The sequence below is a fragment of the Vulgatibacter sp. genome, from assembly GCF_041687135.1.
In the GTDB taxonomy this organism is placed as follows: Bacteria; Myxococcota; Myxococcia; order Myxococcales; family Vulgatibacteraceae; genus JAWLCN01.
The window spans coordinates 1-25,657 of sequence record NZ_JAWLCN010000012.1 but is presented as its reverse complement, the minus strand read 5'-3'; the positions used below and the strand labels follow the sequence as shown (position 1 = coordinate 25,657).

The following is a 25,657-nucleotide window of genomic DNA, read 5'->3' as shown; positions in this document are numbered from 1 at the left end:
CAAGCCGGCGGTCGGAGGGCTACCGTGACGTGCATGCACAAGACGATGGCGGCGGCGCTCCTCGGCGCCCTGGTGTCGGCGCCGGGGGTGGCGTCGGCGGAACGGATCATCACCCGGAGCGGCGAGGTTCTCTACGGCGATCCCCGCTTCGAGGGGCAGACGCTGGTGGTCCGCCGCGCCGACGGCAGCGAGGTGCGGATCCCGCGCAGCCAGGTAGAGCGGATCGAGCTGGACAACGGCGAGCCGGCGCCTCGGCCGCCACCGCGGCGGGCGCCACCGCCCCCCCGCGCAGCGCCGGCCCCGAGGCCACCTCCCAGCTACCCCCGCTACGTACCGCCGCCGCCCCCACCGCCGCCGGATCCCGCCGTCGGCAGGCGGATGCTCCAGAACACCGGCTTCCAGAGCGGCCTGGCCCTCGACTTCGGCTGGCAGCGCGGCCTCGCCTTCGGGCTCGAGTGGCAGCAACGGATCGATCGCTACGTGGGCCTCGGCATCGGCGGCCAGCTGGGCCTCGCCACCAACGAGGACGTGGCCTGCCCCACCTTCGGCGGCACCGGCAGGCTCTACCTCGGCATGCAGCACCGCTTCGTGACCGAGGCGGGCTTCGGTCTCAACCGGATCGACCCCTACCTCGATCTGCGGGGGCCCGAGGAGCCCACCTGCGGCGACGCCGAGAAGAATTTCGGCCCCGAGCTCTCGCTCGGCTACCAATACGCCTCGCGCACCGGCTTCCTCTTCGAGATCCTGGGCGGCGCCACGGTCCTCACCAACGACGACCTGGCCGACGCACACGACGACGTGGCCCCGATCTTCCAGGTAGGCTTCGGCTTCGTCTTTCGCTGACGAGGTGGTCAAGAGCCGCTCGACGCGGCGCGGCGTCCGCGGTACGAATCGCTGCAGGTGCTCCTCCGCGAACGATTCCGCCGGCTCAAGCCGCTCGAAGACCTCGAAGTCGATCTGGTCCGTGCCTCGCTGGCCCACCCGGGCGCGTTGCCGCCACCGGCGGAGGCGGCGCTGCGCTGGAGCATCGGCCTGGCGCGGCTCCATACGCTGCAGGCCGACGGCGGCGATCTCCCGGTGGAAGAGGAGATCGCCTCCTTCCGCTACGACGTGGAGCGCCTCCTCGCCCCGCTCTTCGAGGGCCGCACGCCCGATCTCGCCGGAGCGGCGGCGCTCGCCCCGCAGCTGGCGGAGCGCAGCCGCAGCTGCAGGGAATCGCTCCTGCGCCGGCACGAGGGCAGGCTCGATCCCGAGGTTCTCGACCGCGAGGTCCGGCAGAAGCAGCTCGTCCTCGCCCTCGGCGGCGGCGGGGGCGTGAGCTACGTCTACCTCGGCGCCTTCGCCCTCCTCGAGGAGTGGGGGATCACCCCGCGCCTCATCGCCGCCACGTCGATGGGGGCGATTCTGGGCCTCTTCCGCGCCCGCACCCTCCACTACGACCCGGGCGAGATATTCGGGGTGGTGCGCTCGCTCTCCTGGAGCAAGCTCTTCCGCGTCCTCGCCACCGAGAGCCGCTATGGCCTGCCCGCCGCGCTCCGGCTCTACCTGCGCGGGCCGCTGGGCCGCTGGGCCAGCCACGACGACGGCAGCCCCTGGACCTTCCGCGACCTGCCGATCCCGATGCTGGTCACCCTCTCCGGCATCCGGCGGGGCATGCTCCCCAGGCCCCTCTCCTATTACGAGCAGCTCCTCGACCCCCGCACCCTGGCGCTCCGGCCCTGGCTGCTCCGCACCAAGCTCGAGCAGGTGGCGCACGCCACGGCGGAGCTTCTCGCTCGGCCGCAGATCCTCCGGCGCATCCACGTCGGCTACGAAGATTGGACGCGGGATTTCGACCTGCTCGACACGGTCGGTTTCTCCTCCGCCGTCCCCGGCGCGATCCACTACGACGTGCTGCGGGCCAGGGACCCGATGCACGATCTGCTGGGCAGGCTCTTCACCGAGAAGGAGCTCTTCCGCCTCGTGGACGGCGGGATCACCGACAACGTCCCCGCCCGGGCAGCGTGGCGCTACGTGCAGAGCGGCAGGCTCGGGGCCCGCAACGCCCTGGTGCTCGCGCTGGACGGCTTTGCTCCCCGCCTCTCCACGCCGGTCTGGCTGCCGCTGCAGCAGATCGCCGACGGCAACGTCCGCTCCAGCGGCCGCTACGCCCACGTAATCCGGCGCTTCACCCGCACCCTCTCGCCCATCGATCTGGTGCCGTCGGTGGAGAACGTGATGCGGGCGGTGAAGCGGGGGCGCTCGGAGCTCGCCGCCGAAATGCCGCTGCTGGCCAGGCTCCTCGAGCCGCTCCCCCCGGCAGCGCAGCTGTCCGCCCCGTAGGAACCGGCCCGTGCAGGGCAGAAACGCTGCTTCTACTTGGTGACAAGCGGGCGCCAGGCAGCTAAGGTGCGCGCGCAATGGTCCTTTATCTGGTCGAAAGCGACGTTCCGGCAGCCAAGGCCGAAGAGTTCTCCTCGTGGCTCGCCACGCACGTCACCAAGGTCGTGGCAGCGATGGGCCGCAGCGCCTTCGCGAGCCGTGCCCGGGTGGTCGGCGGTGACGAGGGCCGTTTCGTTGCGGTCTACGAGCTCACCGGCATCCCGGCTCTCGAAAACTACATGATGTCCCGCGAGCGGGCCGAGCTGGCGGAGGAGACCACCAAGGCCTTCCCCGAGGCGAAGCTGCAGCGCTCGTTCGCCGAGCGGGTGGCACAGCCCCGCCGCGGCATGCGCCACGGCGAGGAGCCCGGCGCCGCCTTCGTGGTCCGCGTGGCCCTCCCCGCCGCCGAGGCGGACGGCTGGTCGGCGTGGTACGAGGGCGAGCACATGCCCGAGGTGCTCGGCGATCCCGGCTTCGTCCGGGCCCGGCTCTTCGAGGTCCACAGCGAGGTGGAGGGCGAGCGCCATTTCGTCGCCATCTACGACGCGGTCGATCTCGGCGCGGTGGGCAATTTCCGCGACGGGCGCGGCCCGAAGCTGGGCGAGGCCCACGCCACCCGCTACCCCAACGCCCGGATCGATCGCCAGATCTGGGAGTGGCAGCAGTAGAGGCAGGTTCACGTACGCCGAGCGGCGAAACATTCCCGCCCTTCCCCTCACGGGCAAGCTGCCCGGCGCATTCGCGCCGGGACGGCTGGCGTGCGTAAACCACCTTGACAACTGAACATTTTATCCGGTAGCCTTCTCGTCGTGCTGGCCGGCGGAGCGTTCTGTTCCTGCCCGGCCCAGCCGCTTCCCCCATGCCGGCGTGGCGGGCCCAGCCCCGCCCCGGCAATAGGAGATGGCACCGGATATGAGCACCCGCTTCTTCTCCCTGGACGAGCGCAACGCCGACCTCAAGGACCTCCTGGAGGCCTTTCCCGAGGCTGGCGCCGAGTTCCGCCGACGCTACGCGATGTCGTGGTACCACCACGAGAACGCGCTCGACGGCATCGTCCTCACGGAGCAGGAGCTGATCCAGGCGCTCGAGCACCACGTGGTCGGCGACGCGTCGCTGATGAGCGTGCTCACCACCGTCCGGAACCACCGGTCGGCGCTGGAGCGGGTGGAGGCCGAGGCGAAGTCCCGCAAGACGCGGCTCGCCCAGCCCTTCCTCGAGGAGCTCTATGCCATCCTCCTCCGCGACACCAACCCCTCCGTCAAGGAGCGGGCGGTGTGGCGCAAGGAGATGCCCCTCCACCGCACCTATTTCCACGAGATCGCCCAGCCCGCGAAGATCGAGGGCGAGCTCGAGAAGCTCCTCAAGTTCACCGCCACCGCGGAGTTCAAGGAGTACCACCCGATCCGCCAGGCGGCCCACGTGCACTGGGCCTTCATGCAGGTCTTCCCCTTCGCGGAGCACAACGGAAAGATCGCCCGGCTGCTCCAGACGCTCTACCTCCTCCGCGGCGGCTACCTGCCCCCGGTCATCCACGGGGCCGACAGGCAGCGCTACTACGAGACCCTGCGGATGCCGAGCTCGGGCCTGCGCAACCTGCTGATCGAGGCGATCGAGAATTGCTTCGAGAACGGCACCCGCTTCGTGCAGATCGCGCGGAGCCGGCCCAGCGCCGTGGCGCAGTAGGGGCCACGCCCTCCCCTCGCCGAACGGTCGCTCCTTGCCGGGGCGGCCGTTTTCGCTTTTTGCAGCTCCGAGACCCCGCGCCCTCTCGCAACGACGCTCCGCGTTGCCATGCTGCGAGCGCGCCGGTATACAGCGGCGCCTTTTCGGCAGTTGGGAGGCGGCTTTGATCCTCGGGGCACACGAATCGATCGCTGGCGGCCCGTCGAAGGCCTTCGGCAGGGCGCGCGAGCACGGCGCTGAAGCGTTGCAGATCTTCGTGAAGAACGCCCGCGGGTGGAAGGCCAAACCCCTCGACCCTTCGGAGGTCGCCGCCTTCCGGGCGGAGGCCCGCTCCACCGGCCTGCCGGTGATGGCCCATGCCTCCTACCTGATCAACCTCGCGGCGCCTGCAGGGAGCGAGCTCCGGGAGAAGAGCCTCGACGCCTTCGTCGACGAGCTCGATCGCTGCGAGGCCCTCGGCATCCCGGGGCTGGTGATCCACCCGGGCTCCTGCGCCGACCACGACGAGGGGATCGAGCTCATCGCCGAGGCGATCGACGCGGCCCTCGCCAGGGTGCCGGGCCAGGTGCAGGTCTGGCTGGAGAACACCGCCGGGCAGGGCACCGCCATCGCCGCCGACTTCCGCGAGCTGGGCCGCATCTTCGCCGCCAGCGGGACGAAGGAGCGGCTCGGCGTCTGCTTCGACACCTGCCACGCCTTTGCCGCAGGCTACGACCTCACCAACGAGGCGGGCTACGCCTCCACCTTCGCCTCCCTCGAGGAGGCGATCGGCGGCCTGCAGCGGGTGCGCGGCTTCCACTTGAACGATTGCAAGAAGCCCCTCGGCTGCAGGGTGGACCGACACGAGGAGATCGGGGACGGCGCCATGGGCCTCCTCCCCTTCCGCCTCCTCCTCGGCGACGAGCGCTTCACCGGAGCGATCGGCGTGCTGGAGACCCCGGAGCCCGAGCGCTACCCCGAGAACCTGCGGAAGCTCCGTGCCCTCGTCTGAGTGGCAGCACTTCGTCCCGGCCCCACCCCCATCCGGGTCGGAGATGATTAATTCGAAGGTGCGGTTCCGCGTGTTTGACCTCCACGGAGGCCTTGTCTAGGATGCCCAACCCATCAAGATCCGCGCTCTCCAGCGAGCGCGCGCGAGCCACTGGCGAACAGCGTGGCGCGAGCCCCAGGATGGCCCCCACGCCACGCAAGCTTCCCAGCGAGAGCCTGAAGGATCGAGCCGAGCGCCTCGTGCAGCTGGCCCGTTCCCGCAAGAAGGCGCTGATCCTCACCCACGACAACCCGGATCCGGACTCGATCGCGGCGGCGCTGGCGCTCGCCCAGATCTTCGAGGAGAAGGCCGGCCTCAAGAGCACCATCGCGTACGGCGGCATCATCGGCCGGGCCGAGAACCGGGCGCTGCTCAAAGTGCTCAAGCTGCCGGTGGTCTCGATCTCCCGGGTGGTCTTCGACGAGCACGATCTCATCGCCATCTGCGATACGCAGCCGGAGATGGGCAACCACTCCCTGCCCGCCCGCTACTTCCCCGACGTGATCTTCGACCACCACCCCGAGCGGCCGGAGAGCAAGCTCGCAGCGGTGGCGGAGGTCGGCGGCGACTACGGCGCCACCTCGACCATCGCGGTGGAATACCTGCGGGCCCTGGGCGTCACCCCGAGCCGCGAGGCGGCCACCGCCCTCTTTTACGGGATCAAGGCGGACACCCGGGACCTCGGCCGCGAGACCGAGGACGTGGACGTCGACGCCTACCTCTGGCTCTTCCCCCTCGCGGACAAGGAAGCGCTGGCGCAGATCGAGCACCCGCGACTCCCGGCCGCGTACTTCCGGCTCTTCCACACCGCGATCGAGAAGGGCGTGGTCTACGGCAATGCCGTGATCACCGACCTCGGCGACATCTACTCGCCCGACATGGTGGCGGAGGTCGCCGAGCGGCATCTCTTCCTCGAAGGGATCAAGTGGTCGCTGGCCTTCGCGATCTACGAGGAGAACCTCTTCCTCTCCCTGCGCACCAACGACAGGCGGATGAACGCCGGCAGGCTGATCCGCGAGGTGGTGGAGGAGCTGGGCGGCACCGCCGGTGGCCACGGCCAGATGGCAGGCGCCCGGATCCCGGTGGCGCGCCTCGGCAAGAGCGAGCGCGAGGCCTTCAAGAAGAGCCTGGTGAAGCGCTTCTGCGAGGAGTGGGGCGTCGACGAGAAGCCCGGCGTCCCGCTGCTCGATTACGGCCAGGACGAGTAGCGCCGTGGCCCGCGCCTATCTCGACTGGGCAGCGGGAGCGCCCCTGCACCCCGCCGCCGCGGAGGCGGTGGGGCGCGCCCTCGAGCTCGGCCCCGGCAACCCCTCGTCCGTCCATGCAGCGGGCCGCGCCGCCCGTGCCCTCCTCGAGAAGGCCCGGGAGCAGGTGGCGCGGCTGGTGGGCTGTGAGCCCCGCGAGCTGATCTTCACCGGCTCCGCCACCGAGGCGAACGCTGCCGTGGTGCTCGGCGTGGCGCGGCGGGCGCCCGAGGCGGTGCTGGCGGTGGGCGCGGCGGAGCATCCCTCGGTGCTGCAGGCCGCCGCCGCTGCCGGCACCCAGGGGGCCTCCGTCCTCTCCCTCGGCGCGGATCCGAGCGGCAGGATCTCGCCGGCGGCGCTCGCAGGCCGGCGCGCCGCGCTCGTGGCCGTGCAGCTCGCCAACAACGAGACCGGCGTGGTGCAGCCCGTGGCGGAGGTGGCCGCAGCAGCCCGCGAGGCTGGCGCCCACTTCCACTGCGACGCCGTGCAGGCTGCGGGCAAGCTCGACCTCGCCGAGAGCTGGTCCCGTGCGGACAGCCTCGCCCTCTCCGCGCACAAGCTCGGCGGGCTCCCCGGCGTCGGCGCCCTCGCCCTGCGCCGCGGCGTCGAGCTGCCGGCGCTGGTCCCGGGGCACCAGGAGCGCGGCTTCCGCGGCGGCACACCGGCGCTGCCGGCGATCGCCGCCTTCGGTGCGGTGGCTGAGGCTGCCTCGCGGGAGCGGGAGGCGCGGGTGCGGCTCCTCGAGGAGCGGAGCGCCGCGCTCGAGCGCCTGCTGCGCGAGATCGCGCCCGGCGTGGTGATCCACGGGGCGGCGGCGCCCCGGATCCCCGGGATCGTCAACGCGCGCTTCCCCGGCGCCGACGGCGAGACGCTCCTCGTCGCCCTCGATCTGGCGGGCATCGCCTGCTCCCACGGGGCGGCCTGCTCCACGGGAGCGATGGAGCCCTCCCACGTGCTGCTGGCGATGGGGCTCTCCGCGCAGGAGGCCCGGGGCACGGTGCGCTTCAGCCTGGGGGCCACGACCAGCGACGCGGAACTCGCCGCGCTGGCGGCGGCGCTGCCGGCAGCCCTGGCCAGCAGCAGGATCGGCTAACCGGCGGGAGGCGCCGGCTTGCCGCGGGGCTGGGCCGGCACCGGAGCGGTGGGCGTGGCGATCTGCGCCTGCGCCCGGTAGAGGCGCGCCACCTCCCGGGCCTTCGCCGCCTGGTCCTGCAGCAGCTCGCGCGCCCGCGGCGCCGCGATCCGCTGGGCCTGCCGCTCCAGCGTGGCGGCTGCCGCAGCGAGGCGCGCCGCCTCGTGCTGCTGGAAGCCGGGCGTCCCCGGCAGATCGATCCCCTCGTCGTCGTCGTCGGTGTCGAGGCCCCTGCCTCCGACCGCCTGGAGCCCGAGGGCGTCGAGGGTGTCGCGGTCGATCCAGCCGGTGGGCGCCAGCCCCTTCGCCTGCTGGAGGTCGACCAGAGACCGCCGGATCGCCTCCTCGTCCGCGGCTGCGTCTGCAGGCAGCAGCCGCCGCGCCTGCAGCTGGGTGACCACGCGATCGGTGAGGATCTCGCCGGCCATCGGCACCGGCACGCCGATCTCCGGCGCGGCTGCGGCAGCGACGGGCAAGGCGACGAGAGCCGCGGCGAGGACGAAGAGCGAGAGGCGCATACCCTCCAGACGCTCACCATCGCCGTGGGACCGGGCAAGTCGCTTGGCGACACGGGCCTGGCCGAGGCAAGCTCGCGCCGACGAACGGGGAGGGAGCAGATGGGCAAGTGGAAGGTGGCCGCAGGCGCGGCCGTGTTGCTGGCAGTGGCGGGGATCTCGCTGGTGCGGGCGGATCGCCCCGCAGCGGAGGTGGAGGCCCGGCGGGCGCAGCCGCCGTCCCGCTTCGTCGAGGTGGACGGGATGCGGGTCCACTACCGCGACCGGGGCGAGGGCCCGGCGCTCCTCCTCGTCCACGGCTCCAACGCCTCGCTCTTCACCTGGGAGGGATGGGCGAGCCGGCTCTCCGACCGCTTCCGCGTCGTCTCGCTCGACATGCCGGGCCACGGCCTCACCGGCCCGCATCCGCAAGGCCGCTACGACTACGCCGAGATGGCGGTCTTCCTCGACCACTTCGTGCAGGCGGTAGGCCTCGAGCGCTTCCATCTCGCCGGCAACTCGATGGGCGGCTCGGTGGCGTGGCACTACGCCCTCGCCCACCCGGCGAAGGTCGACAGGCTCGTCCTCGTCGACGCGGTGGGCTACGAGCGGGAGGAGCCGCTGCCGCCGATCCTGCGCCTCTTCGCCACCCCGGGCCTGAACCGGATCGCCGAGCACGTCACCCCGCGCTTCGCGGTGGAGCAGAGCATCCGCGACGTCTACGGCGATCCCTCACGCGTCACCGAGGAGCTGGTCGATCTCTACGAGGATCTCGCCCTGCGGGAAGGGAACCGCGAGGCCTCGCGCAAGCGACTCTCCCATCCGCACCACGACGGGCTGGAAAAGCGGCTGGGCGAGATCCGGGCGCCGACGCTGATCCTCTGGGGCGGAAAGGATCGCTGGATCCTGCCCAAATATGCGCACCGATTCGACGAGGACATCCCGGACTCGCAGCTCATCCTCTACCCCGAGCTCGGCCACGTGCCGATGGAGGAGGATCCCGAGACCACCGCTGCGGCGGTGCGCCGCTTCCTCGGCGGCCGAGCTCAGCGTGCGGCAGGCGGTTCGACCCGGTAGAGCCAGATGTGCTCGCCGATCGTCCGATCGGGCGGACGGGTGGCGTCGATCGGACCGCACTTCTTCCAGCGGAGGAGCTGCGCCGCGTGGATGGCGATCCAGCCGCCGTTGCGCAGCTTCCTGGTCTTGCAGGAGAGGGTGCGAAACTTCAGCCCGGTGCGGCGGAGCTCGCGCACCGCGGTGATTCCGTAGGGCACGTAGTGGAGCGGCGCGAGCCCCGCTTCCTTCGCCACCGTGCCGAGCGCGGCGACGTCCTGCCCCCAATCCTCGCCGATCATGCTGATCTGGTGGCCCACCGGCGGCCCGCCGACGAGCAGCGAGAAGTGGCCGAGATGGCCGGGGTGGACGAGGGCGACCTCCGCCACGAGGAGGAGCGCGAGCAGGCCGGCGAGCGCGGGCTGGCGGCGCCAGAGCAGCGCGCCGGCCCACGCTGCGGCGAGCAGCAGGAAGGGCACCACCGGAAGGACGTGGCGGACGCCAATCTGGATCTTCGATCCGAGGGCGAGCCAGAAGAGCAGGAGCGGCGCCGCCCAGAGGGCGAGGTGCGGCACCGCCAGCGGACGCAGGAGCCGCGAAGATGGTGCGCGCAGGCGCTCGACGAGACGCGCCGGCCAGCGCCCCGCGCGCCGGAGCCAGAGCGCCGCAGCCCCGGCGAGGAGCAGGAGCAGCGCAGCGGGACTCTTGATCGCCAGCATCGTCGGGAAATAGAGGCGCGTGGGCTCGGTGCTGCCCAGGAACCAGCCGCCGTGGCCCCGCTCGTTCTGCGCCTCGATGCTGAAGAGGCCGAAGAGCCAGGAATAGGGAACCGGCAGGCGCACCTGCCGGGGCATGTCGGCGAGGGGCGAGAGGCGCTCGAGCAGCAGGCCCCTGTGGGGCCTGGTGATCCAATTGGCGGGCTCCGGCGCAGCGAGCGTCTGCCGCACCGTCCAGAAGGATCGCTCGAAGCGGTAGGCTCCATTCACCACGGTGAGCACGACGAGGCCGGTGAAGAGGCCCGCCCGGAGCACGCGGCCGATGCGCGCAGGCGAGGTGGCACCGGCGAAGCGGCCCACGCCGGCGAGGGCCGTCGCAGCGGTGGCCGCGCCGAGCACCGGCAGGAGCAGCACCCCGCTGAATTTGGCCGCCGCGGCGCAGCCCGCTGCAGCGGCGGCGAAGGCGAGGCGCCAGCGGCTCCCGCCCTCGAGCCAGCGCACGCCTTCGCCCACCGCCACCGCGAAGCAGAGCGCCACCGGCAGATCGGTGGTGACGAGGTGGCCGTGGGCGAGCAGCACCGGCGAGCAGACGAAGAGGAGGAGGAAGAAGAGCGCGCGTCCCCTGCCCCACCGCAGGCAGTAACGGTAGAGGTAGAGCCCGAGCAAAAGGGTGAGGAGTCCGGTGACGAGGCGCCCGGTGACGATGGCGCTGCGGAGCTGCTCGTAATCCTTCGCCACCAGCGCCCGCGCCACGCGGCCGATGTCCGCCTGCGGCCAGCCTTTGAGCTTCTCGAAGTCGATGGGCTCGTCGAGAAGCGCCGCTGGCAGCGCCTGGAGCGCATTGGCCAGCGGCGGATGGGCGGTGCTCAAGCGGCTGTCGCCGCTCCACCAGAAGGCGAGGCCGCGGGCGATGTGGTTGGGCTCGTCGATGGTGGGCGAATCGACGAACGCGGCGTGGCCGAGCAGCAGGGCCATGCACGCGAGCAGCGCCGCTGCCACCGCCGCGTGGTGGCGGCGGAGGAAGAGGCTGGCTGCGACGAGCTGGCGGGAAGGGCGCATCGCGCGAGGATCTACGGCAGGGGCGACCCGCGTTACAAGACGCAAGAGCCGGGAAAACCGCTGGTTCAGGCGCCGAAGAGGCCGCGAACCACGGCGGCGATCGCGAGCGGCGTGCCGATGAGCTCGTTGTAGAGCGGCTGGAGCGCCATCGCGAAGGTGCCCGCGTCGCCGAAGCGCTGATCGGGATCGGGATGGAGCGCCATCTGCAGGACCCGCTCCACCGCCTCGGGGACCTCGGGGCGCAGCCAGGTGACCTGCGGCGCGTCGGCCTTGAGGATGTCCTTGCCGATCTCTTCGATCGACTCGCCGGTGAAGGGCCTGCAGAGGGTGAGCAGCTCGTAGAGCACCACCGCCGCAGCCCAGATGTCCGCCTGCGGGAGGACGTCGCCGCCGCGGAGGAGCTCCGGTGAGGCGTAGTGGACCTTGCCCCAGATGCCGTTGCGGCGGGAGGGATCCACCGCGCGGACCTTGGCGATGCCGAAGTCGCCGAGCTTGATCTCGCCGGTCTTGGAGATGAAGAGGTTCGAGGGCGAGACGTCGCAGTGGACCACGTGGAGCGGCTTGCCGCTGGGGCTCACCGCCTTGTGCGCAGCGTCGAGGGCCTCGAGGAGCTTCTGGACGAGGAAGAGCGCGAAGTCGACGGGCAGGAGGATCTGGCGCTCCCTGCAGCGGGCCAGGATCGCGCCCAGGTCGCGACCGTCGATGAAGTCCATCGCCATGAAGTAGGTGTCCTCGATCGATCCCGAATCGAGCACCTCGACGATGTTGGGGTGGCGGAGCATCCGCGAGAGATCGGCCTCGCCGACGAAGAGGTCGACGTATTGATCGTTCCCGGCGTACTCGGGGAGAAGCCGCTTCAGCGCGACGGTGCGGCCTTTGTAGGCGCCGTCGCGGACGACAGCCTTGTAGACCTCCGCCATGCCGCCACGGCCGATGCGTCCGACGATTTCGAAGTGGCCGAAAGACGGCTGGGCTGGCTGCACACTCATAGAGGTGGCGCGGATCGTACCGCCCCCGGCGGGGAGAGGCAAACGCCCTCTTTTCCACCGGACGACGCGGCGGATCCGCTTGACAGCGAAGGGGTCGCGCTCCTACGCTTAGCGACGAAAGCAACGAGAAACACAGCGGTTTTTCGCTTGCGTGTCGATTTTGCCCGTCGGTCTCCGGCGGGAAGAAGCAGCCCGGTGGCTGCGTTTGCTCCAAGGTCTTTCCCCTGCCTGGTTCGTGCTTGGGTAGTTGACGTTCGTACCGAATATTCTTTCCCCGGGGGCGCTTCCCGGTGGGCCATGTGCAAGCCCTCAGCTTCGGCTGAGAAGGAAGCCTACGGTCCGACCAAGTGACCCCCACCTTGCTTCGGCAAGGTACAACGGTTTCTACCCACACGGCCGAGGCGGGGGGCTTTTCGAGGGGCTGCGGTTCACGCCGCAGCCCCTCGTCTTTTTCGGGCTTCCGGAACGGCCCCCGTGCCCATGAGCGATCCCCGCAGCGCCAAACAGCCCCTGCGCCAGCAGCTCCTCGCCTGGCGGCGGGGCCTCTCCCCCGACGTGCTCCACGAGGCGTCCCGCGCCATCGCGGGTGGCATCGGCGGGCTCCCCGAGGTCCGGGCTGCCCGGGTGGTGGCGCTCTACCAGGCGCTGCGCAACGAGATCGAAATGGAGCCGCTCTGGCGCGAGCTGGTGCTGGCGGGCAAGCAGGTGCTCTTCCCCAGGATCCACCCCGGCACCCGGCAGCTCGCCTTCGCCCTGGTGGACGATCCGGCGGAACTGGAGGTCGGTGCGCTGGGCGTGCGGCAGCCGCCGGCGTCGCGGGACGTTCCCCTGGGCTCGATCGATCTCATCGTGGTGCCCGCCCTCGCCTTCGACGCCGAGGGGCGGCGCCTCGGCCGCGGCGGCGGCTACTACGACGCCACCCTCGCCGCCCACCCGGCGGCGCTGCGGGTGGGGCCCTGCCTCGAGGCGGCCCTCCTCGACGAGGTACCCGCCGAGGTCCACGACGAGGCGGTGGACGTGGTGGTCACCGAGGCCCGGGTGCTCCGGCCGTCCCGCCACCGGCGCTGAAGAGGCGGCCCGCAGGCCCTTCAGAAATGGTAGAGAACCGGGCCATGGAAACGCTGCTCCAGCAGGCAACGCCCGAGGAGCAGCTGCGGGAGGTCACCCGCGGCTGCGTCGATCTGGTCACCGAGGCAGAGCTCCTCAAGCGACTCCAGGAGTCGTACGAGAAGGGCGTGCCGCTCCGGGTGAAGGCGGGCTTCGACCCCACCGCGCCGGATCTGCACCTCGGCCACACGCTGCTCATCCAGCGCATGGCCCGCTTCCAGCGCCTCGGGCACACGGCGATCTTCCTCATCGGCGACTTCACCGGCCGCATCGGCGATCCCACCGGCAAGAGCGCCGCGCGCCCGCCCCTCTCCACCGAGCAGGTGCTGGCCAACGCCGAGACCTACAAGCAGCAGGTCTTCAAGATCCTCGATCCCGAGAAGACCGAGGTCCGCTTCAACAACGAGTGGTTCGGCAGGATGAGCGCCGCCGACATGATCTCGCTGGCGGCCAAATACCCGGTGGCCCGGATGCTGGAGCGCGACGATTTCTCGAAGCGCTTCAAGGAGGGCCGCTCGATCGCCATCCACGAGTTCCTCTACCCGCTGGCGCAGGGCTACGACTCGGTGGCGCTGAAGAGCGACGTGGAGCTCGGCGGCACCGACCAGCTCTTCAACCTGCTCGTGGGCCGCGATCTGCAGCGCGACTACGGCGTGCGGCCGCAGGTGGTGATGACCGGCCCGATCCTCGAGGGCATCGACGCCCGCTGGGATGCGGAGAAGGGCAAGATCGTCGGCGACAAGATGTCCAAGTCGCTGGGAAACTACGTCGGTGTGGTCGAGGCGCCACAGGAGCAGTTCGGCAAGTTGATGTCGGTGAGCGACGAGCTCATGTGGCGCTACTACGAGCTCCTCTCCGATCGCTCCATCGCCGAGATCGAGTCGCTCAAGGCCGGGCATCCGAAGACGGCGAAGGTGGCGCTGGCGAAGGAGATCGTCGCCCGCTTCCACGGCGCTGCTGCTGCGGACGAGGCCGAGGCGCACTTCGAGCAGGTGATCGTGCGCAAGGAGCGGCCGGAGGAGATCGAGGAGAAGTCGGTCGCGCTGCCCGCAGGCGAGGAGGCGATGCCGCTGGCGGGGTTGCTCGCCGACACGGGGCTTGCCGGTTCGCGCGGCGAGGCGCGGCGGCTGGTGGCGCAGGGCGGCGTGTCGATCAACGGCGAGCGCGCCTCCGATCCGCAGGCGTCGCTCGGCGCCGGCGACTACGAGATCAAGGTGGGCAAGCGGCGCTTCCTCCGCGTGCACCTGGTCCGCGGCTGATTTCCAGGCAGGGCATCGATGGCAGCGCACCACCGCATCTACAGCTGGAACGTCAACGGGATCCGCGCCGCCGTCGGCAAGGGTTTCTCCTCCTGGCTCGAGGGCTGCGACGCCGAGATCGTCGGCCTGCAGGAGGTCCGCTGCCCCGAGGAGAAGATGCCTGCGGAGCTGCAGGCCCTCGCCGGCTGGCACGGCCACGTGGTGGCAGCCGAGCGCGCCGGCTACAGCGGCGTGGGGCTCTACGCCAGGCGGGCGCCGGACGAGCTGATCACCTCGCTCGACGATCCCGACTTCGACGCCGAGGGGCGCGTGCAGATCGCGCGCTTCGGCAAGCTCTGGCTCGCCAACGTCTACTTCCCCAACGGCAGCGGCAAGGATCGTTCGAACGATCGGGTGCCCTTCAAGCTCGCCTTCTACCGGGCGCTGCAGGTGAAGCTCGAGCCGCTCTTCACCGGCGGCGAGCCGGTGCTGGTGATGGGCGACTGGAACACCGCGCCCGAGGCGATCGATCTGGCGCGGCCCAAGGCCAACGAGAAGACCAGCGGCTTCCTCCCCGAGGAGCGCGACGAGGTCCGCCGCTGGATCGAGCAGGGTTGGGTCGACACCTTCCGCCACTACGAGCAGGGCGAAGGCCACTACACGTGGTGGAGCCAGCGCTTCGGCGTGCGCGAGAAGAACATCGGCTGGCGGATCGATCTGGTGCTGGCTTCGCCCGGCGCCCTGCCCTGGGTGCGCGGCGCTGCGATCCACCCCGAGGTGAAGGGCTCGGATCATTGCCCGATCAGCGTGGACCTCGATCCGAAGCTGCTCGGGAAGGCCCTGGCAGAGAAGCGGCGCGCCCGCGCAGGCTGACGTGGGCGCGGCCTTTCACGGGGTCGCAAGGAAATCGAGCGGCGCGCAGAAGCCCGTGCCCGCGTCGGCGGGTGCGAGGCTCACGTTGGTCTGCGGCGCACCGATTTCGACGGAGAACTTCCCGCCGACATCCGTTCCCTCCTCGCAGACCCAATCGCCGTCGTCGATCATCCAGTCGAGTTCGAAGCTTCCGGACCAGAGCCAGTCGAAGCGCACTTCGAACCGGCCGCGTTCGATGCGGCCGGTGTGGACCTCCCCGCCCCGGCTTTCCGCGACGACGACCCACTGGCCCTCGTGCGCTTCGAAGCCGCTGCCTCCGACGAAAAGCGTGTCGTAGGGCTCACCGAAGACGTTGCAGCCGTCGGGACTCGCGGTGGCCGCGGCGTCGAACTCCACGAGACGCACCCCTGCGCCACTCTCGAGGGGCAGGAGGAAGGTCGCGTCGCCGGAGCTGCACCAGCCGTTGCCGTCGGTGTCGAACCAACCTGCCACCACCATGTCCTGATCCGGGCGAAGGGCCTGGGGCAACGAAGCGGAGAAGGTCCCGTCGGTGACCACCACCTCAGCGTGCCGCACGTCCTGCCACCAGCCGTCCGCATGGAAGGCGGTGCCGACGCGGATCGACCTGCCGTTCCAGGCAGTGAAGCCGGTGCCCTCCACATCGAGGTCGGCGAGCGGCTTGTCGCAGGGACCTGCGTCGATGCAGAGGATCTCGGAGTGGGTGCAGGTGGCGAGCGCGATGCAGTCGGCGCATTGTGCGGCGACCCGGGCGCCGGTGTATTGCTCGCAGCTCGCACGGCAGGCGGCCATTCGCTCCTCTGTCACCGTCTCGGGTGGCACGCAGGCGGCGCTCGCTTCGCAGGCGCGCTGGCACTCCTCCTCTACGGTACCGACCGGAGCGCCGCCACCACCACCGCCGCCCTGCCCGGGCTCGCCGCCGGAACCACCCGCTCCACCGCTGCCGGCCCGCCCGCCGACGCCCCCGGCGCCACCTGCCCCGGCGCTGCCTCCGCCAGCCCCGCCCGCTCCGGCAGCACCGCCGCCCCCCGCCTCCCCGGCGCCGCCGCTCCCGCCCGCACCACCCGCACCTTTGTTCGTGCCACAGGCGACGAGCACCACCACCAGCGTTCCGATCCGAATCGTTCGCATCCGCCCCCTCGTGCGCAGCCGGCCGCCCGTCGCTCGTCGAGAGCGCTGCGGTCCCCGTTCGTCGATTAATGGTGAAGGGAGCTTACACGAGTAGACCTTGCGGAGGAGCGAGGCGGGCGCGATCCGCGTATTCGAGCCCGCATACGGTCAACCTGCCCTGCGGATCTCGAGGACCACTTCGCGGGCGCCTGCCACCTGGCGGCACGACCAGGTGCGGCCGAAGCGGCGGCTCTGCACCAGCAGGCCGATCACCTTGGGGAAGAGCGCCGCGCCGAGTGTCATCGCCGCCACCGCGTCGCGGCCGCCCATGGTGAGGCGGCGCGCCACTTCCGGCAGCAGCCGCGCACGCCGCCCCTCGACGACGAGATCGATCTCCGCGTTTCGGGCGATCGCGTCGAGGAATGCCTGGGCCAGCTGCGCCGCAGGCAGCGAGGCGCGGAGGAGGACGATCTCGGACACGGCCGGCAGTGAAGCGGTCGGCCGCGCCGCCGTCAAGCGCCCGCCGTCGCCGGCTCCACCTGCGGGTCCTGGGCCGGACTCGGCTCGGGACGCCCCGCGAGCTTGCCCACCAGTAGCAGCGTGACCGCGATCTGAACGGCGATTACGGCGACCAGCAGCGCCGGCCTGCCGGCGAAGAGGGCCTCGGGGCCCGGAACATCCGGCACGAGCACCGAGAGGTTTGCCAGGTTGCCGAGCAGCGCCAGCGCGAGGAGCGCGCGCCCCCTCCCGCCGAGCCACCAGCAACACAGGCCCCACCCCATCTCCACGGCGACCGCCGCCCAGGGCGCGTGGACATAGAGGCCGGTGCCGAACCGGGTGCCCTCCAGGCCCGGTGCGAGGGCGAGGTCCGGGGCATGCGTAACGAGGTCGAGGAGGAGATGCGAGAGCACGCCCACCGCCACCGCAACGCCCACCCTGCGGCCCCAGCGCCATCCTGCAGCGACACCGCCCAGCATCGCGACCGCGCCGATGCCCGCGAAGGAATGGGACCAGGGCATGTGGTCGAGATGGACGTCTGCAACCGAGCGCACCACCGGCTCGATGACGACGTGCTCGACGCCCACCAGATGGAGAATCACCCAGAGGATTTCGACCGCCTGCACCGAGAGGAGGAGCGGCCAGAGCGGCGCCTCCGGAACGGCCCGGCGCACGGCAACGGCGGTCAACGCGTGGTTCACGGCAAACATGGGCTACCCTTTCGTTAGCACTCGCTAACATGCTCGACAAAAAAAGAGACGGCTGCGCCTTTCAAGCGAGCGCCCTCTGCAGCGTCTCGACCAACGACCGTTCGTAGCGGGTCGGCGGCTCGCTCACGCCCCCCAGCATCCACATCCGAACCAGCTGCCCCAACGTCCCGAGCACCACGATCGCCCCCACCTCGGGGAGCAGCTCGGGGCGGACCCGGCCAGCTTCGACGCCGCGTTGCAACAACTCCCGAACCACGGCCACCAGGCTGCGCGGGCGACGTGGTGCAGGCAGCTGCGGCCAGAAGGCCTGCAGGTTTTCCAGCACCCAGCTCACGGCGTCCGGCTGCTCCTCTGCCGCCACGAGGAAGGCACGGACGAAGGTCGAGAGGGCGTCGTCGAACTCCCGCGCGCCGACCGCGTAGTGGAGCCGGCCCGCAAGGTTCCCGTAGCAGACCTCGAAGAGATGCAGCGCCAACTGCTCCTTGCCGGCGAAATGGCGGTAGAGGGCCGGGTTGGTGAACCCGGTCGCTGCCGCGATGTCGCGGATGGACGTCGCCGCGAAGCCTTTCGTCGCAAAGAGCCGCAACGCCTCCTCGAGGATCCGGCGCCTGGCGGGCGGGTCGCTTTCGCTGACGAAGAACGGGGGAGCCGCGTCGCTCATGACACGACTGTTAGCACGCGCTAACTCATCGGTCAACAGCGCCCCGAGAGAGCGCTCCGCTCCTGTGGCGCCAGCCGGGCGAACGCTCTATAGTCCGCCGCGTCGCTCGGGGCGCTGCAGCCATTGAGGCAGCAGCTGAGAAGCACCCGTGGAACCTGATCCGGTTTGCACCGGCGGAGGGAAGCGACGCGGCGCAAGAGCGCGCTGTCCCTCCGTATCGTTTTCCGAGGAGGAGGACAGCATGTCCCGAAACAACCACCCGCTGCCGCTGCACGGTGCCCACAACCCCTCCAGCCGTGCGGAGGGCACCAGCCCCGGCTCGTTCGCCAACCGCGCGCAGGTCGGAACCGCCCTCACCTTCTCCTCGCCGGATACGCCGGGCATGCCGGCGCCCAGCGGCAAGACCGCCTGGGACTTCATGCCGCCGGACTGGACGCTGGTGGAGGGGAAGTGGACGCCGCCCGCAGGCTTCGAGCCGGTGACCCAGCTCGAATTCGCGCGGCTGGGGCTGGTGACGCCGGAGATGAAGCGCGTCGCCGAGCGGGAGCCGCACCTCACTCCCGAGCAGGTCCGCGACGAGATCGCCGCCGGCCGCCTGATCATCCCGGCCAACAAGGTCCACCTGCAGTACAGCCTCGACCCGATGGCGATCGGCCGCGCCTCGAAGACCAAGATCAATGCCAACATGGGCGCCTCGCCGGTCTCCTCCTCCACCGACGAGGAGGTGGAGAAGCTCCGCTGGTCGGAGCGCTGGGGCGCCGACACGGTGATGGATCTCTCCACCGGCGGCGACCTCGACGCCACCCGCGAGGCGATCCTCCGCCACTCCACCGTGCCGATCGGCACGGTGCCGATCTACTCGATGATCATCGGGCGCAAGATCGAGGATCTCGATCGCGAGGCGATCCTCTCCACCCTGCGCCACCAGGCGGCGCAGGGCGTGGATTACTTCACCATCCACGCCGGCGTGCTCCAGGAGCACCTGCCGATGGTGAAGAACCGGCTGATCGGGATCGTGTCGCGCGGCGGCTCGCTCCTGGCCAAGTGGATGATCACCCACAAGGCCGAGAACCCGATGTACACGCTCTTCGACGAGATCTGCGACGTCATGCGCGCGTACGACGTCTCGTTCTCGCTGGGCGACGGCCTGCGGCCGGGCGGCCTCGCCGACGCCTCCGACGAGGCGCAGCTCGCAGAGCTCGCGACGCTGGGCGAGCTCACCGAGAAGGCCTGGCGCAAGGGCTGCCAGGTGATGGTCGAGGGCCCGGGCCACGTGCCCTTCGACCAGATCGAATACAACATGAAGCTGCAGCGCGCCCTGTGCCACGGCGCGCCCTTCTACGTGCTCGGGCCCCTCGTCACCGACATCTTCCCGGGCTACGACCACATCACCAGCTGCATCGGCGCCACCGCCGCCGCCTACCACGGCGCGGCGATGCTCTGCTACGTGACGCCCAAGGAGCACCTCGGCCTCCCGAAGCGCGACGACGTGAAGCAGGGCTGCATCGCCTACAAGATCGCCGCCCACGCAGCCGACGTCGCCCTCGGCATTCCCGGCAGCCGCGATCGCGACGACGACCTCACCAAGGCCCGCGCCGCGCTCAACTGGGAGAAGCACTTCGAGCTCTCCTTCGATCCCGACACCGCCCGCGCCTACCACGACGAGGATCTCGACGTGGACACGGACTTTTGCGCGATGTGCGGCCACGATTGGTGCTCGGTGCGCATCTCGAAGGAGATCGTCGACTTCACCTCCGGCAAGGCGGAGGGCTTCGAGCGCGAGAAGGTGGCTAAGTCCGCGGCGCTCACGGCGGAGCAGCGGGAGATCCTCGAGAAGCGCGGCGTCCTGAGCCCCGAGGAGATCCACAAGCTCGCCACCAAGACCCGCAAGGCGGTGGGGGCGGAGGCGAACAAGGCCTCCTGCCACAGCGACTACGTGGCGCCCGAGGAGGCGCAGGCGATCCAGTCCGACAAGCTGGTCTCGCTCACCTTCCAGCGCTGATCGCATGCGACGGCCTGCTCCCCACTGCCGGGGGCGGGCCGTTCGCGTTCCGCTCCCGGAAAAAGAAACGGCGTGGCTCCAGGGGGGGAGGAGCCACGCCGTTTCCCGAAGGCCAGCGGCAGGGGGGAGCCTACGCCGCGGCCTCCGCTTCCACGTCCTCCAGCGCCCGCTGGAGGAATTTGCGGGTCTGGAGCTCGACCTGGCGGACGCGCTCGCGGGAGAGACCCCAGCGGCGGCCGATCTGCTCCAGCGTCTCGGGATCGTCCGATCCGAGCCGACCCTCGATGATGTCCCAGCCCAGCGGTCCGATCCGCTTGCGGAAGCGCTCCAGCCTCTCGCGGACCATCGAGTCGGTCTCGGCGTCGCCGAAGCGGATCTCCGGATCGGGGCCGTCGTCGGGCAGCCGATCGAGGGCGGTGATGTCGCCGTCCTCGTCCACGGCCACGTCGAGAGAGACGTCCTTCAGGCCCCGGCGCGCGCCGTCCTCGCCGCCGCGCACCGAGGAGTGGACCTCCTTGAGGTACTTCTGGATGTAGGCGCGGATCCACCAGATGGCGTAGGTCGAGAAGCGGGTGCCCTTGCCGGTGTCGAACTTCTCCACCGCGCGGATCAGGCCGATGTTTCCCTCCTGCACCAGGTCGTCGAGGCGGGCGCCGCGACCGAGGTTGCGCTTGGCCACCGCCACCACGAAGGGAAGGTTGCGCTTCACCAGCTCCTCGCGGGCCCGCTCGTCGCCCTTGCGGCAGCGGATGGCCAGCTCCCGTTCCTCTTCCCGACCCAGGGGCTGGTAGCGCGGAAGCGCACGAAGGTAGGGCTGGAGCTCCTCGAATTCCCTGGCTCGTCCGATCCTCATCGCAAGCGGCCTCTTTCTCCCGGCGGCACCCGACGCCGCAAGGTGACGTTACGTTACCGAAGGAGATGCGCGGTCGCTCGGCTGGTTGCGCGCAATAGCCCTCGGTCGCTCCGGCTGCAGCGAAACTGTTGCAATGCAACAGGCCGGAGCGGCGCCCCGATCGGAGCGCTGCAGCGGAAGACGATTGGGATGCGCCGGAGGCCCCCCGGTTGCGGGGCGCTACCTACCGATCTTCGGGGAAGATTTTGCCGGGGTTGAGGATCCCCAGCGGGTCGAAGGTGGCCTTGAGCCGGCGCTGCAGATCGATGAGCACCGGGCCCTGCTCCCAGGGGAGGAAGGCGCGCTTGGCCAGCCCCACCCCGTGCTCGCCGGTGATCGTGCCGCCGAGGGCGAGGGTCTCGCGCATGAGCGCCTCGAGGCAGGCGTCGACGGCGGGCCGCTCCTCCTCCTCCCGGAAGAGCACGTTGGTGTGGAGGTTGCCGTCGCCGGCGTGACCGTAAGTTGCCACCTGCAGACCGTGCTCCCGGCCGATCGCCTTGAAGCGCTCGATCGCCTGGGGGATCTTCGAGCGGGGCACGACGATGTCCTCGCTCACCTTGCGGGGATAGAGCGCCTTGAGCGCGAGCGAGACCTGCCGGCGGGTGGCCCAGAGCTCGCGCCGCTGGCTCTCCCCCTGCGCGACGAGGACGTCGAGGGCGCCCGCCTCCACCGCGATCTCGCCGAGGCGCACCAGCGCCGCCATCACGCTCTCGGGATCGTCGCCGTCGGTCTCCGCGAGGATGGCCGCGCCGGCGCCGAGCGGAAAGCGGAAGGGGCCGCGGCTGTCCGCAGCGGCGATCGCCTGATCGTCGAGAAGCTCGAGGGTCCGCGGCAGGATGCCGGCGGCGAGCACCTGTGCCACCGCCCGCGCCGCCGCGGTCGCGTCGGGGAAGATGCAGAGCGCGGCGCGGACCGCCTTCGGGAGCGGAACGAGGCGCAGCGTGATCTCGGTGACCACCGCCAGCGTCCCCTCGCTGCCGACGAGGAGCGCGGTGAGGTCGTAGCCCGCGACTCCTTTGAGCGTGCGGCGCCCGGTGCGGATCACCTCGCCATCTGCGAGGACCGCCTCGAGGCCGAGCACGTAATCCCCGGTGACGCCGTATTTGAGGGCGCGGGGCCCGCCGGCGTTGGCGGCCACGTTGCCCCCGATGGTGCAGCTCTCCCAGGAGTTGGGGTCGGGCGGGTAGAAGAGCCCCACCCGCTCGGCCTCCTCCATCACCCTGCCGGTGATCACCCCGGGCTCGACCACCATCATGCCGTCCCCGGGCTCTACCGCGATGATCCGGTCCATGCGCTCCAGCGAGAGCGCGATGCCGCCGCGGATGGGAAGCGAGCCGCCCGCCTTGCCGGTGCGGGCGCCGCAGGGAGTGACGGGGATCCGCCGCTCGCTGGCGAAGCGCAAGGTCGCCTCGACGTCGGCCCGCGACTCGGCGAGGACCACCGCCGCAGGGGGGAAGGCGCCGCAATGGGACTCGTCCCTGGCGAAGGGGGCCAGGTCGTCGGGATCGGCGCCGCGCACCTTGCGGGCGCCGAGCAATGCGGTCAGATCGGCGAGCATGGGCGAATAGGCTACGGCCCGCGGCGTCAGCGCGCCACGCCGATCCGCCTGACGAAGCGCTCGCGGAGATCGGCCCGCTCGGCGAAGTCGCCGCTGAAGGCCTCGGTGATCGCCCGGGCCTGCGAGCGCCGCTCGCCGCGGACGGTCATGCAGGTCTGCTCCGCCTCGAGGAGCACCGCAGCGCCGGCGGAGCCGAGCTCGCTGCGGATCGCCTCGGCCACCTCGCGGGCGAGGGTCTCCTGCAGGATGAGGCGGTGGGCGAAGAGGTCCACCAGCCGGGCGAGGCGCGAGAAGCCCACGATCCTGCCGGCGGGCAGGTAGGCCACGTGGGCGACGCCGCGGTAGGGAAGCAGGTGGTGGGGGCACATCGACTGGAAATCGATGTGGGTCACCAGGACCATCTCGTCGGCTGCGGGCTTGCGCTCCTCGTAGAAGTCGCCGAGGACCTCCCGGGCGTTCTTCTCGTAGCCGTCGAGGAATTCGTCGGCCCAGGCCAGGGCCACCCGGCCCGGCGTCTCCCGGACGTTGGGATCGGCGAGATCGACGCCGCAGCCTTCGAGGAAGAGGCGGATCCCCTCCGCCATCTTCTCCCGATCGACGGGGCGGATCCGCGGGGTCTCGCCAGGAGCAGGCACGGGATCAGGCCTCGCCGCGGTAGGTGACCGAGTACTCGGGGGTCTCGAAGAGCACCAGCTCCTTGAGGCCCGGCAGCTCCGGCTGCAGCTGCTCCCAGATCCACACCACGATGTTCTCGGCGGTGGGGTTCTCCATGAAGTCGTTCAGGTTGTGGTGGTCGCAGCGATCCAGCGCCTTCTCCCAGACCTGGCGGCGGAGCACCTCGAAGTCCATCACCATGCCGGACCGCGGATCGATCGGCCCCTCCACCGTGGCCAGCAGCTTGTAGTTGTGGCCGTGGAGGCGCGAGCAATTCCCCTCGTAGAAGGGGAGCCGGTGGGCGCTGGAGAAGAGGAATTCGACGCGGATTTCGACCTTGGGCATCGTCGGCTCGGTGGGAGCGGGACCATGGGGCTGCGGCGGGCCGGAACTGGCGCTGCGCCCATCGTCCGAAAATCGACGCGAGACGTAGCCCAAAGCCGCACGCCGGCGCAAGCACGCCGGGCACGGCTTCGGGCCGGCGACCGGCTTGCATCTTGTCCACTCGGCCCCGCTGGCGCGGGACCAAGCGGACAAGAAGGCGCGCTTCGCGCGCAATTTGCTTTGCGTTGGAGCGCCCCACTGGGCGCTCAGTGGAGCACCGGCGCTGCGTCGGGCAGCGGGTGGCGCTCCTCGAAGCCCTCCTCGGTTTCGTGGAACCAGTGGACGCCGGGCTCGCCGAATTGCCAGCAGAGCATCACCAGCCTGCCGTCCATCTCGGTGGGGATGTCGACGAGACCCGGATCGAGGTCCTTGACGATCACCCCCATGTCCGCCAGCCCCTCGACCGCCTGCCCGAGTTCCAGGACGAGGACCTGGAGGCGGACCACCGACTCCTCCTGGGCGGGCTCCGGCGCCAGCTCGCCCCGGAGGATGCCGACCACCCGCGACGGGTCACCCGCAGCCAGGCCGGTGAGCAGCCCCTCGAGCTCGGTGCGGATCTGGCCGATGGCCGCGAACGAGAGCTGGAGCGCGGGGACGAGGGAGTTGGCCTCGCTCGTCGAGAAGATTCGCACGCCGGGTGCGGAGGTGAGCTCCATCGCGGGCCTCCTTCGGCGCGCCGCCGGAGACAACGCGCGTTTGGGGTGTGCCACTAACCTAGAGCCTGTTGACAATTTTTGCCCAGACGGGGCGGGGCCTTCGGCTTGACGTACGTTCAGTGACTCGCCACGCTCGAGGTGTGGGCAACCGGAACGTACTGACGGACGAGCAGTGGGAGCGGGTGGCCCCCGTGGTGGCCGGCCTGCGGCGTCGCGGTCCGACAGGAAGAAGCGGCCGACGCTTCGTCGAAGCCATCGTCTGGTTGCTGCGCACCGGCTCTCCGTGGCGGGACCTGCCGGCCTCGTTCGGCACGTGGAGCAGCGTCTACCAGTGCTTTCGTCGGTGGGCGCTGTCTGGCCGTTGGGAGGCGCTGCGTCGAGCGCTTGCAGCTCGGGGTGAAGCCGACGAGTTGCTGCTGATCGACAGCACGATCGAGAAGGCGCATCCACGTGCGGCTGGAGCGCGAAAAAAGGGGGCGGACAGAGCAGCGAGGCACTCGGTCGATCGCGGGGCGGCTTCACGACCAAAGTTCATGCCGTGGTCTCGGGCGGAGGACGCCTCGTGCGCTTCGAACTGACTGGCGGCCAGGTCAACGAAATCAGCCAGGCCATCGGGCTCACACTCGGTCTCGAGGGACGCGCCCTAGTCGGTGATCGCGCCTACGACAGCGACGCTTTCCTGGCGTGCGTCGCAGAGCAGGGCATGGCAGCCGTCATCCCTGCACGGGCGAACCGCAGGAAGCAGCGAGCCCTCGACGCGAGGCTCTATGCGCTCCGCAACGTCATCGAACGGTTCTTCGGGCGCCTGAAGGCATTCCGCCGGGTCGCCACCCGCTACGACGAAACGGCGGCCTCGTACGCTGCAGCAGTGGCGCTGGCCTCCTCGCTGATCGCCATCTCGGGGTGGGACGCGTGACGGCCAAGCGCCACACCACGTTTCGCTTCACGCTGCTGCCCACCGCTGCGCAGGAACAGCTGCTGCTGCGGCACGCCGGCGCCGCCCGCTTCGCCTTCAACCAGGCGCTCCGCCTCGTGAAGGATGCGCTCGAGGCGAAGCGGAGCGGAGAAGAAATCCGCGTTCCCTGGACGCCCTTCGATCAGATCAACTCCTTCAACAAGTGGAAGTGCTCCAAGGCGGCGGGCGTCGATGAGAATGGCAAGCCCGGTCTCCCGTGGCGCGGCGAGGTGCTCCAGCAGGTCTTCGAGGAGGCCGCCGTAGATCTTGGACGTGCGCTCGCGCATTTCTCCGCATGTCGCCCCAACGGCAGCAGGGCGGCCGGCTTTCCGAGGTTCAAGAAGCGCTCGGACACGCGGCAGTCGTTCCGCATCCGCAACAAGACGAGCGGCGGGAGATCCTCCGTCGAGGTCGGTGGTGACGCAGGTCCGCGCAGCATTCGGCTGCCGAAGCTAGGGTTGCTACCGATACGTGAGGACACGCTGACCAGCGACAATTAGAACTGCCGGTCGACGACAAATAGAATTGCCGGTTCGTGCGCCGCACGGACGCTCGTTGGCAGGCCGAGAGCCACCCGGAT

The 25,657-nt window shown here is 70.5% G+C and carries 26 protein-coding genes, 1 other RNA gene, 2 pseudogenes and 1 riboswitch; of the genes and pseudogenes, 16 read left to right on the top strand and 13 right to left on the bottom strand.

Features of this window, described 5'->3' with window-relative positions:
- The first annotated feature begins 24 nt into the window (after positions 1–24).
- The 7 genes from ACESMR_RS20715 (at position 25) to ACESMR_RS20685 (ending at position 7,411) form a co-directional block, all read left to right on the top strand.
- On the top strand, positions 25–843 hold the full coding sequence (locus ACESMR_RS20715) for a hypothetical protein (protein ID WP_373049029.1): 819 nt from the start codon (positions 25–27) through the stop codon (positions 841–843).
- 57 nt (positions 844–900) lie between these two features.
- A complete protein-coding gene (locus ACESMR_RS20710) occupies positions 901–2,322 on the top strand; it encodes a patatin-like phospholipase family protein (protein ID WP_373049028.1) in 1,422 nt (473 codons plus the stop codon).
- A 77-nt stretch (positions 2,323–2,399) separates the two neighbouring features.
- A complete protein-coding gene (locus tag ACESMR_RS20705; protein ID WP_373049027.1) occupies positions 2,400–3,029 on the top strand; it encodes a DUF4286 family protein in 630 nt (209 codons plus the stop codon).
- A 244-nt stretch (positions 3,030–3,273) separates the two neighbouring features.
- On the top strand, positions 3,274–4,044 hold the full coding sequence (locus ACESMR_RS20700) for a Fic family protein (protein WP_373049026.1): 771 nt from the start codon (positions 3,274–3,276) through the stop codon (positions 4,042–4,044).
- Between the two features lie 163 nt (positions 4,045–4,207).
- Positions 4,208–5,035 carry a deoxyribonuclease IV gene (locus ACESMR_RS20695; RefSeq protein ID WP_373049025.1) on the top strand — a complete coding sequence of 276 codons (828 nt, stop codon included), beginning with the start codon at positions 4,208–4,210 and terminating at the stop codon, positions 5,033–5,035.
- A gap of 179 nt (positions 5,036–5,214) precedes the next feature.
- Positions 5,215–6,282 carry a DHH family phosphoesterase gene (locus tag ACESMR_RS20690; protein WP_373049024.1) on the top strand — a complete coding sequence of 356 codons (1,068 nt, stop codon included), beginning with the start codon at positions 5,215–5,217 and terminating at the stop codon, positions 6,280–6,282.
- 4 nt (positions 6,283–6,286) lie between these two features.
- Positions 6,287–7,411 (top strand): cysteine desulfurase family protein, encoded by a 1,125-nt coding sequence (locus tag ACESMR_RS20685; RefSeq protein WP_373049023.1) that lies wholly within the window; start codon positions 6,287–6,289, stop codon positions 7,409–7,411.
- Here ACESMR_RS20685 and ACESMR_RS20680 read toward each other — a convergent pair.
- A complete protein-coding gene (locus ACESMR_RS20680; RefSeq protein ID WP_373049022.1) occupies positions 7,408–7,968 on the bottom strand; it encodes a hypothetical protein in 561 nt (186 codons plus the stop codon). The two genes, ACESMR_RS20685 and ACESMR_RS20680, sit on opposite strands and share 4 nt — an antisense overlap.
- A gap of 99 nt (positions 7,969–8,067) precedes the next feature.
- On the opposite strand from ACESMR_RS20680, the gene ACESMR_RS20675 reads away from it, so the two are divergent.
- A complete protein-coding gene (locus tag ACESMR_RS20675) occupies positions 8,068–9,021 on the top strand; it encodes an alpha/beta fold hydrolase (RefSeq protein ID WP_373049021.1) in 954 nt (317 codons plus the stop codon).
- Here ACESMR_RS20675 and ACESMR_RS20670 read toward each other — a convergent pair.
- Together ACESMR_RS20670 and ACESMR_RS20665 are read right to left on the bottom strand one after the other, a co-directional pair.
- Positions 8,991–10,772, bottom strand: coding sequence for a hypothetical protein (locus tag ACESMR_RS20670; protein ID WP_373049020.1), 1,782 nt, complete (start codon positions 10,770–10,772; stop codon positions 8,991–8,993). The two genes, ACESMR_RS20675 and ACESMR_RS20670, sit on opposite strands and share 31 nt — an antisense overlap.
- 65 nt (positions 10,773–10,837) lie before the next feature.
- Positions 10,838–11,761: a serine/threonine-protein kinase gene (locus ACESMR_RS20665; protein WP_373049019.1), complete on the bottom strand. Its 924-nt coding sequence runs from the start codon at positions 11,759–11,761 to the stop codon at positions 10,838–10,840.
- A gap of 218 nt (positions 11,762–11,979) precedes the next feature.
- Between ACESMR_RS20665 and ssrS the strand changes: the two genes are divergently transcribed.
- From ssrS to ACESMR_RS20645, 4 genes are all read left to right on the top strand, one after another.
- A non-coding RNA gene (ssrS, locus tag ACESMR_RS20660) (6S RNA) lies at positions 11,980–12,173 on the top strand.
- Between the two features lie 68 nt (positions 12,174–12,241).
- Positions 12,242–12,829 (top strand): 5-formyltetrahydrofolate cyclo-ligase, encoded by a 588-nt coding sequence (locus tag ACESMR_RS20655; RefSeq protein WP_373049018.1) that lies wholly within the window; start codon positions 12,242–12,244, stop codon positions 12,827–12,829.
- 44 nt (positions 12,830–12,873) lie between these two features.
- The gene (gene tyrS, locus ACESMR_RS20650; RefSeq protein WP_373049017.1) at positions 12,874–14,127 is read left to right on the top strand and encodes a tyrosine--tRNA ligase; all 1,254 of its coding nucleotides are present in this window, start codon (positions 12,874–12,876) and stop codon (positions 14,125–14,127) included.
- A gap of 18 nt (positions 14,128–14,145) precedes the next feature.
- Positions 14,146–14,979, top strand: a complete 834-nt coding sequence (locus ACESMR_RS20645) for an exodeoxyribonuclease III (RefSeq protein WP_373049016.1) — start codon at positions 14,146–14,148, stop codon at positions 14,977–14,979.
- Between the two features lie 15 nt (positions 14,980–14,994).
- Here ACESMR_RS20645 and ACESMR_RS20640 read toward each other — a convergent pair whose 3' ends face one another.
- The 5 genes from ACESMR_RS20640 to ACESMR_RS20620 all read right to left on the bottom strand — a co-directional run bounded on the left by ACESMR_RS20640 (position 14,995) and on the right by ACESMR_RS20620 (position 17,976).
- On the bottom strand, positions 14,995–15,789 hold the full coding sequence (locus tag ACESMR_RS20640; RefSeq protein ID WP_373049015.1) for a hypothetical protein: 795 nt from the start codon (positions 15,787–15,789) through the stop codon (positions 14,995–14,997).
- Positions 15,790–15,860: 71 nt separating this feature from the next.
- Complete coding sequence (locus ACESMR_RS20635; protein WP_373049014.1) at positions 15,861–16,082, bottom strand: hypothetical protein; 222 nt, start codon at positions 16,080–16,082, stop codon at positions 15,861–15,863.
- Positions 16,083–16,275: 193 nt separating this feature from the next.
- Positions 16,276–16,587, bottom strand: a complete 312-nt coding sequence (locus ACESMR_RS20630) for a hypothetical protein (RefSeq protein ID WP_373049013.1) — start codon at positions 16,585–16,587, stop codon at positions 16,276–16,278.
- A 32-nt stretch (positions 16,588–16,619) separates the two neighbouring features.
- Positions 16,620–17,315 (bottom strand): hypothetical protein, encoded by a 696-nt coding sequence (locus ACESMR_RS20625; protein ID WP_373049012.1) that lies wholly within the window; start codon positions 17,313–17,315, stop codon positions 16,620–16,622.
- A gap of 61 nt (positions 17,316–17,376) precedes the next feature.
- Positions 17,377–17,976: a TetR/AcrR family transcriptional regulator gene (locus ACESMR_RS20620; RefSeq protein ID WP_373049011.1), complete on the bottom strand. Its 600-nt coding sequence runs from the start codon at positions 17,974–17,976 to the stop codon at positions 17,377–17,379.
- A 97-nt stretch (positions 17,977–18,073) separates the two neighbouring features.
- Positions 18,074–18,175, top strand: a riboswitch (TPP riboswitch).
- Between the two features lie 240 nt (positions 18,176–18,415).
- On the opposite strand from ACESMR_RS20620, the pseudogene thiC reads away from it, so the two are divergent.
- Positions 18,416–19,774 (top strand): annotated as a pseudogene (gene thiC, locus ACESMR_RS20615) (phosphomethylpyrimidine synthase); the annotation flags it as partial.
- A gap of 334 nt (positions 19,775–20,108) precedes the next feature.
- Here thiC and ACESMR_RS20610 read toward each other — a convergent pair.
- The 5 genes from ACESMR_RS20610 to ACESMR_RS20590 form a co-directional block, all read right to left on the bottom strand.
- Positions 20,109–20,831, bottom strand: a complete 723-nt coding sequence (locus ACESMR_RS20610; protein WP_373049010.1) for a sigma-70 family RNA polymerase sigma factor — start codon at positions 20,829–20,831, stop codon at positions 20,109–20,111.
- A 223-nt stretch (positions 20,832–21,054) separates the two neighbouring features.
- Entirely contained in the window at positions 21,055–22,428 is a 1,374-nt protein-coding gene (locus ACESMR_RS20605; RefSeq protein WP_373049009.1) for an FAD-binding oxidoreductase, read from the bottom strand.
- A gap of 26 nt (positions 22,429–22,454) precedes the next feature.
- Positions 22,455–23,063: a GTP cyclohydrolase I gene (gene folE / locus ACESMR_RS20600; RefSeq protein WP_373049008.1), complete on the bottom strand. Its 609-nt coding sequence runs from the start codon at positions 23,061–23,063 to the stop codon at positions 22,455–22,457.
- 4 nt (positions 23,064–23,067) lie between these two features.
- Positions 23,068–23,427, bottom strand: a complete 360-nt coding sequence (gene queD, locus ACESMR_RS20595) for a 6-carboxytetrahydropterin synthase QueD (RefSeq protein ID WP_373049007.1) — start codon at positions 23,425–23,427, stop codon at positions 23,068–23,070.
- Positions 23,428–23,672: 245 nt separating this feature from the next.
- Positions 23,673–24,122 carry a DUF2203 domain-containing protein gene (locus ACESMR_RS20590; RefSeq protein ID WP_373049006.1) on the bottom strand — a complete coding sequence of 150 codons (450 nt, stop codon included), beginning with the start codon at positions 24,120–24,122 and terminating at the stop codon, positions 23,673–23,675.
- A 119-nt stretch (positions 24,123–24,241) separates the two neighbouring features.
- On the opposite strand from ACESMR_RS20590, the gene ACESMR_RS20585 reads away from it, so the two are divergent.
- The 3 genes and pseudogenes from ACESMR_RS20585 to ACESMR_RS20575 all read left to right on the top strand — a co-directional run bounded on the left by ACESMR_RS20585 (position 24,242) and on the right by ACESMR_RS20575 (position 25,577).
- On the top strand, positions 24,242–24,700 hold the full coding sequence (locus ACESMR_RS20585; RefSeq protein ID WP_373049005.1) for an IS5 family transposase: 459 nt from the start codon (positions 24,242–24,244) through the stop codon (positions 24,698–24,700).
- Positions 24,634–25,038 (top strand): annotated as a pseudogene (locus tag ACESMR_RS20580) (IS5 family transposase); the annotation flags it as partial. The gene ACESMR_RS20585 and the pseudogene ACESMR_RS20580, both read left to right, overlap by 67 nt.
- Entirely contained in the window at positions 25,035–25,577 is a 543-nt protein-coding gene (locus ACESMR_RS20575) for a helix-turn-helix domain-containing protein (RefSeq protein ID WP_373049004.1), read from the top strand. The pseudogene ACESMR_RS20580 and the gene ACESMR_RS20575, both read left to right, overlap by 4 nt.
- The last annotated feature ends 80 nt before the right edge of the window (positions 25,578–25,657 follow it).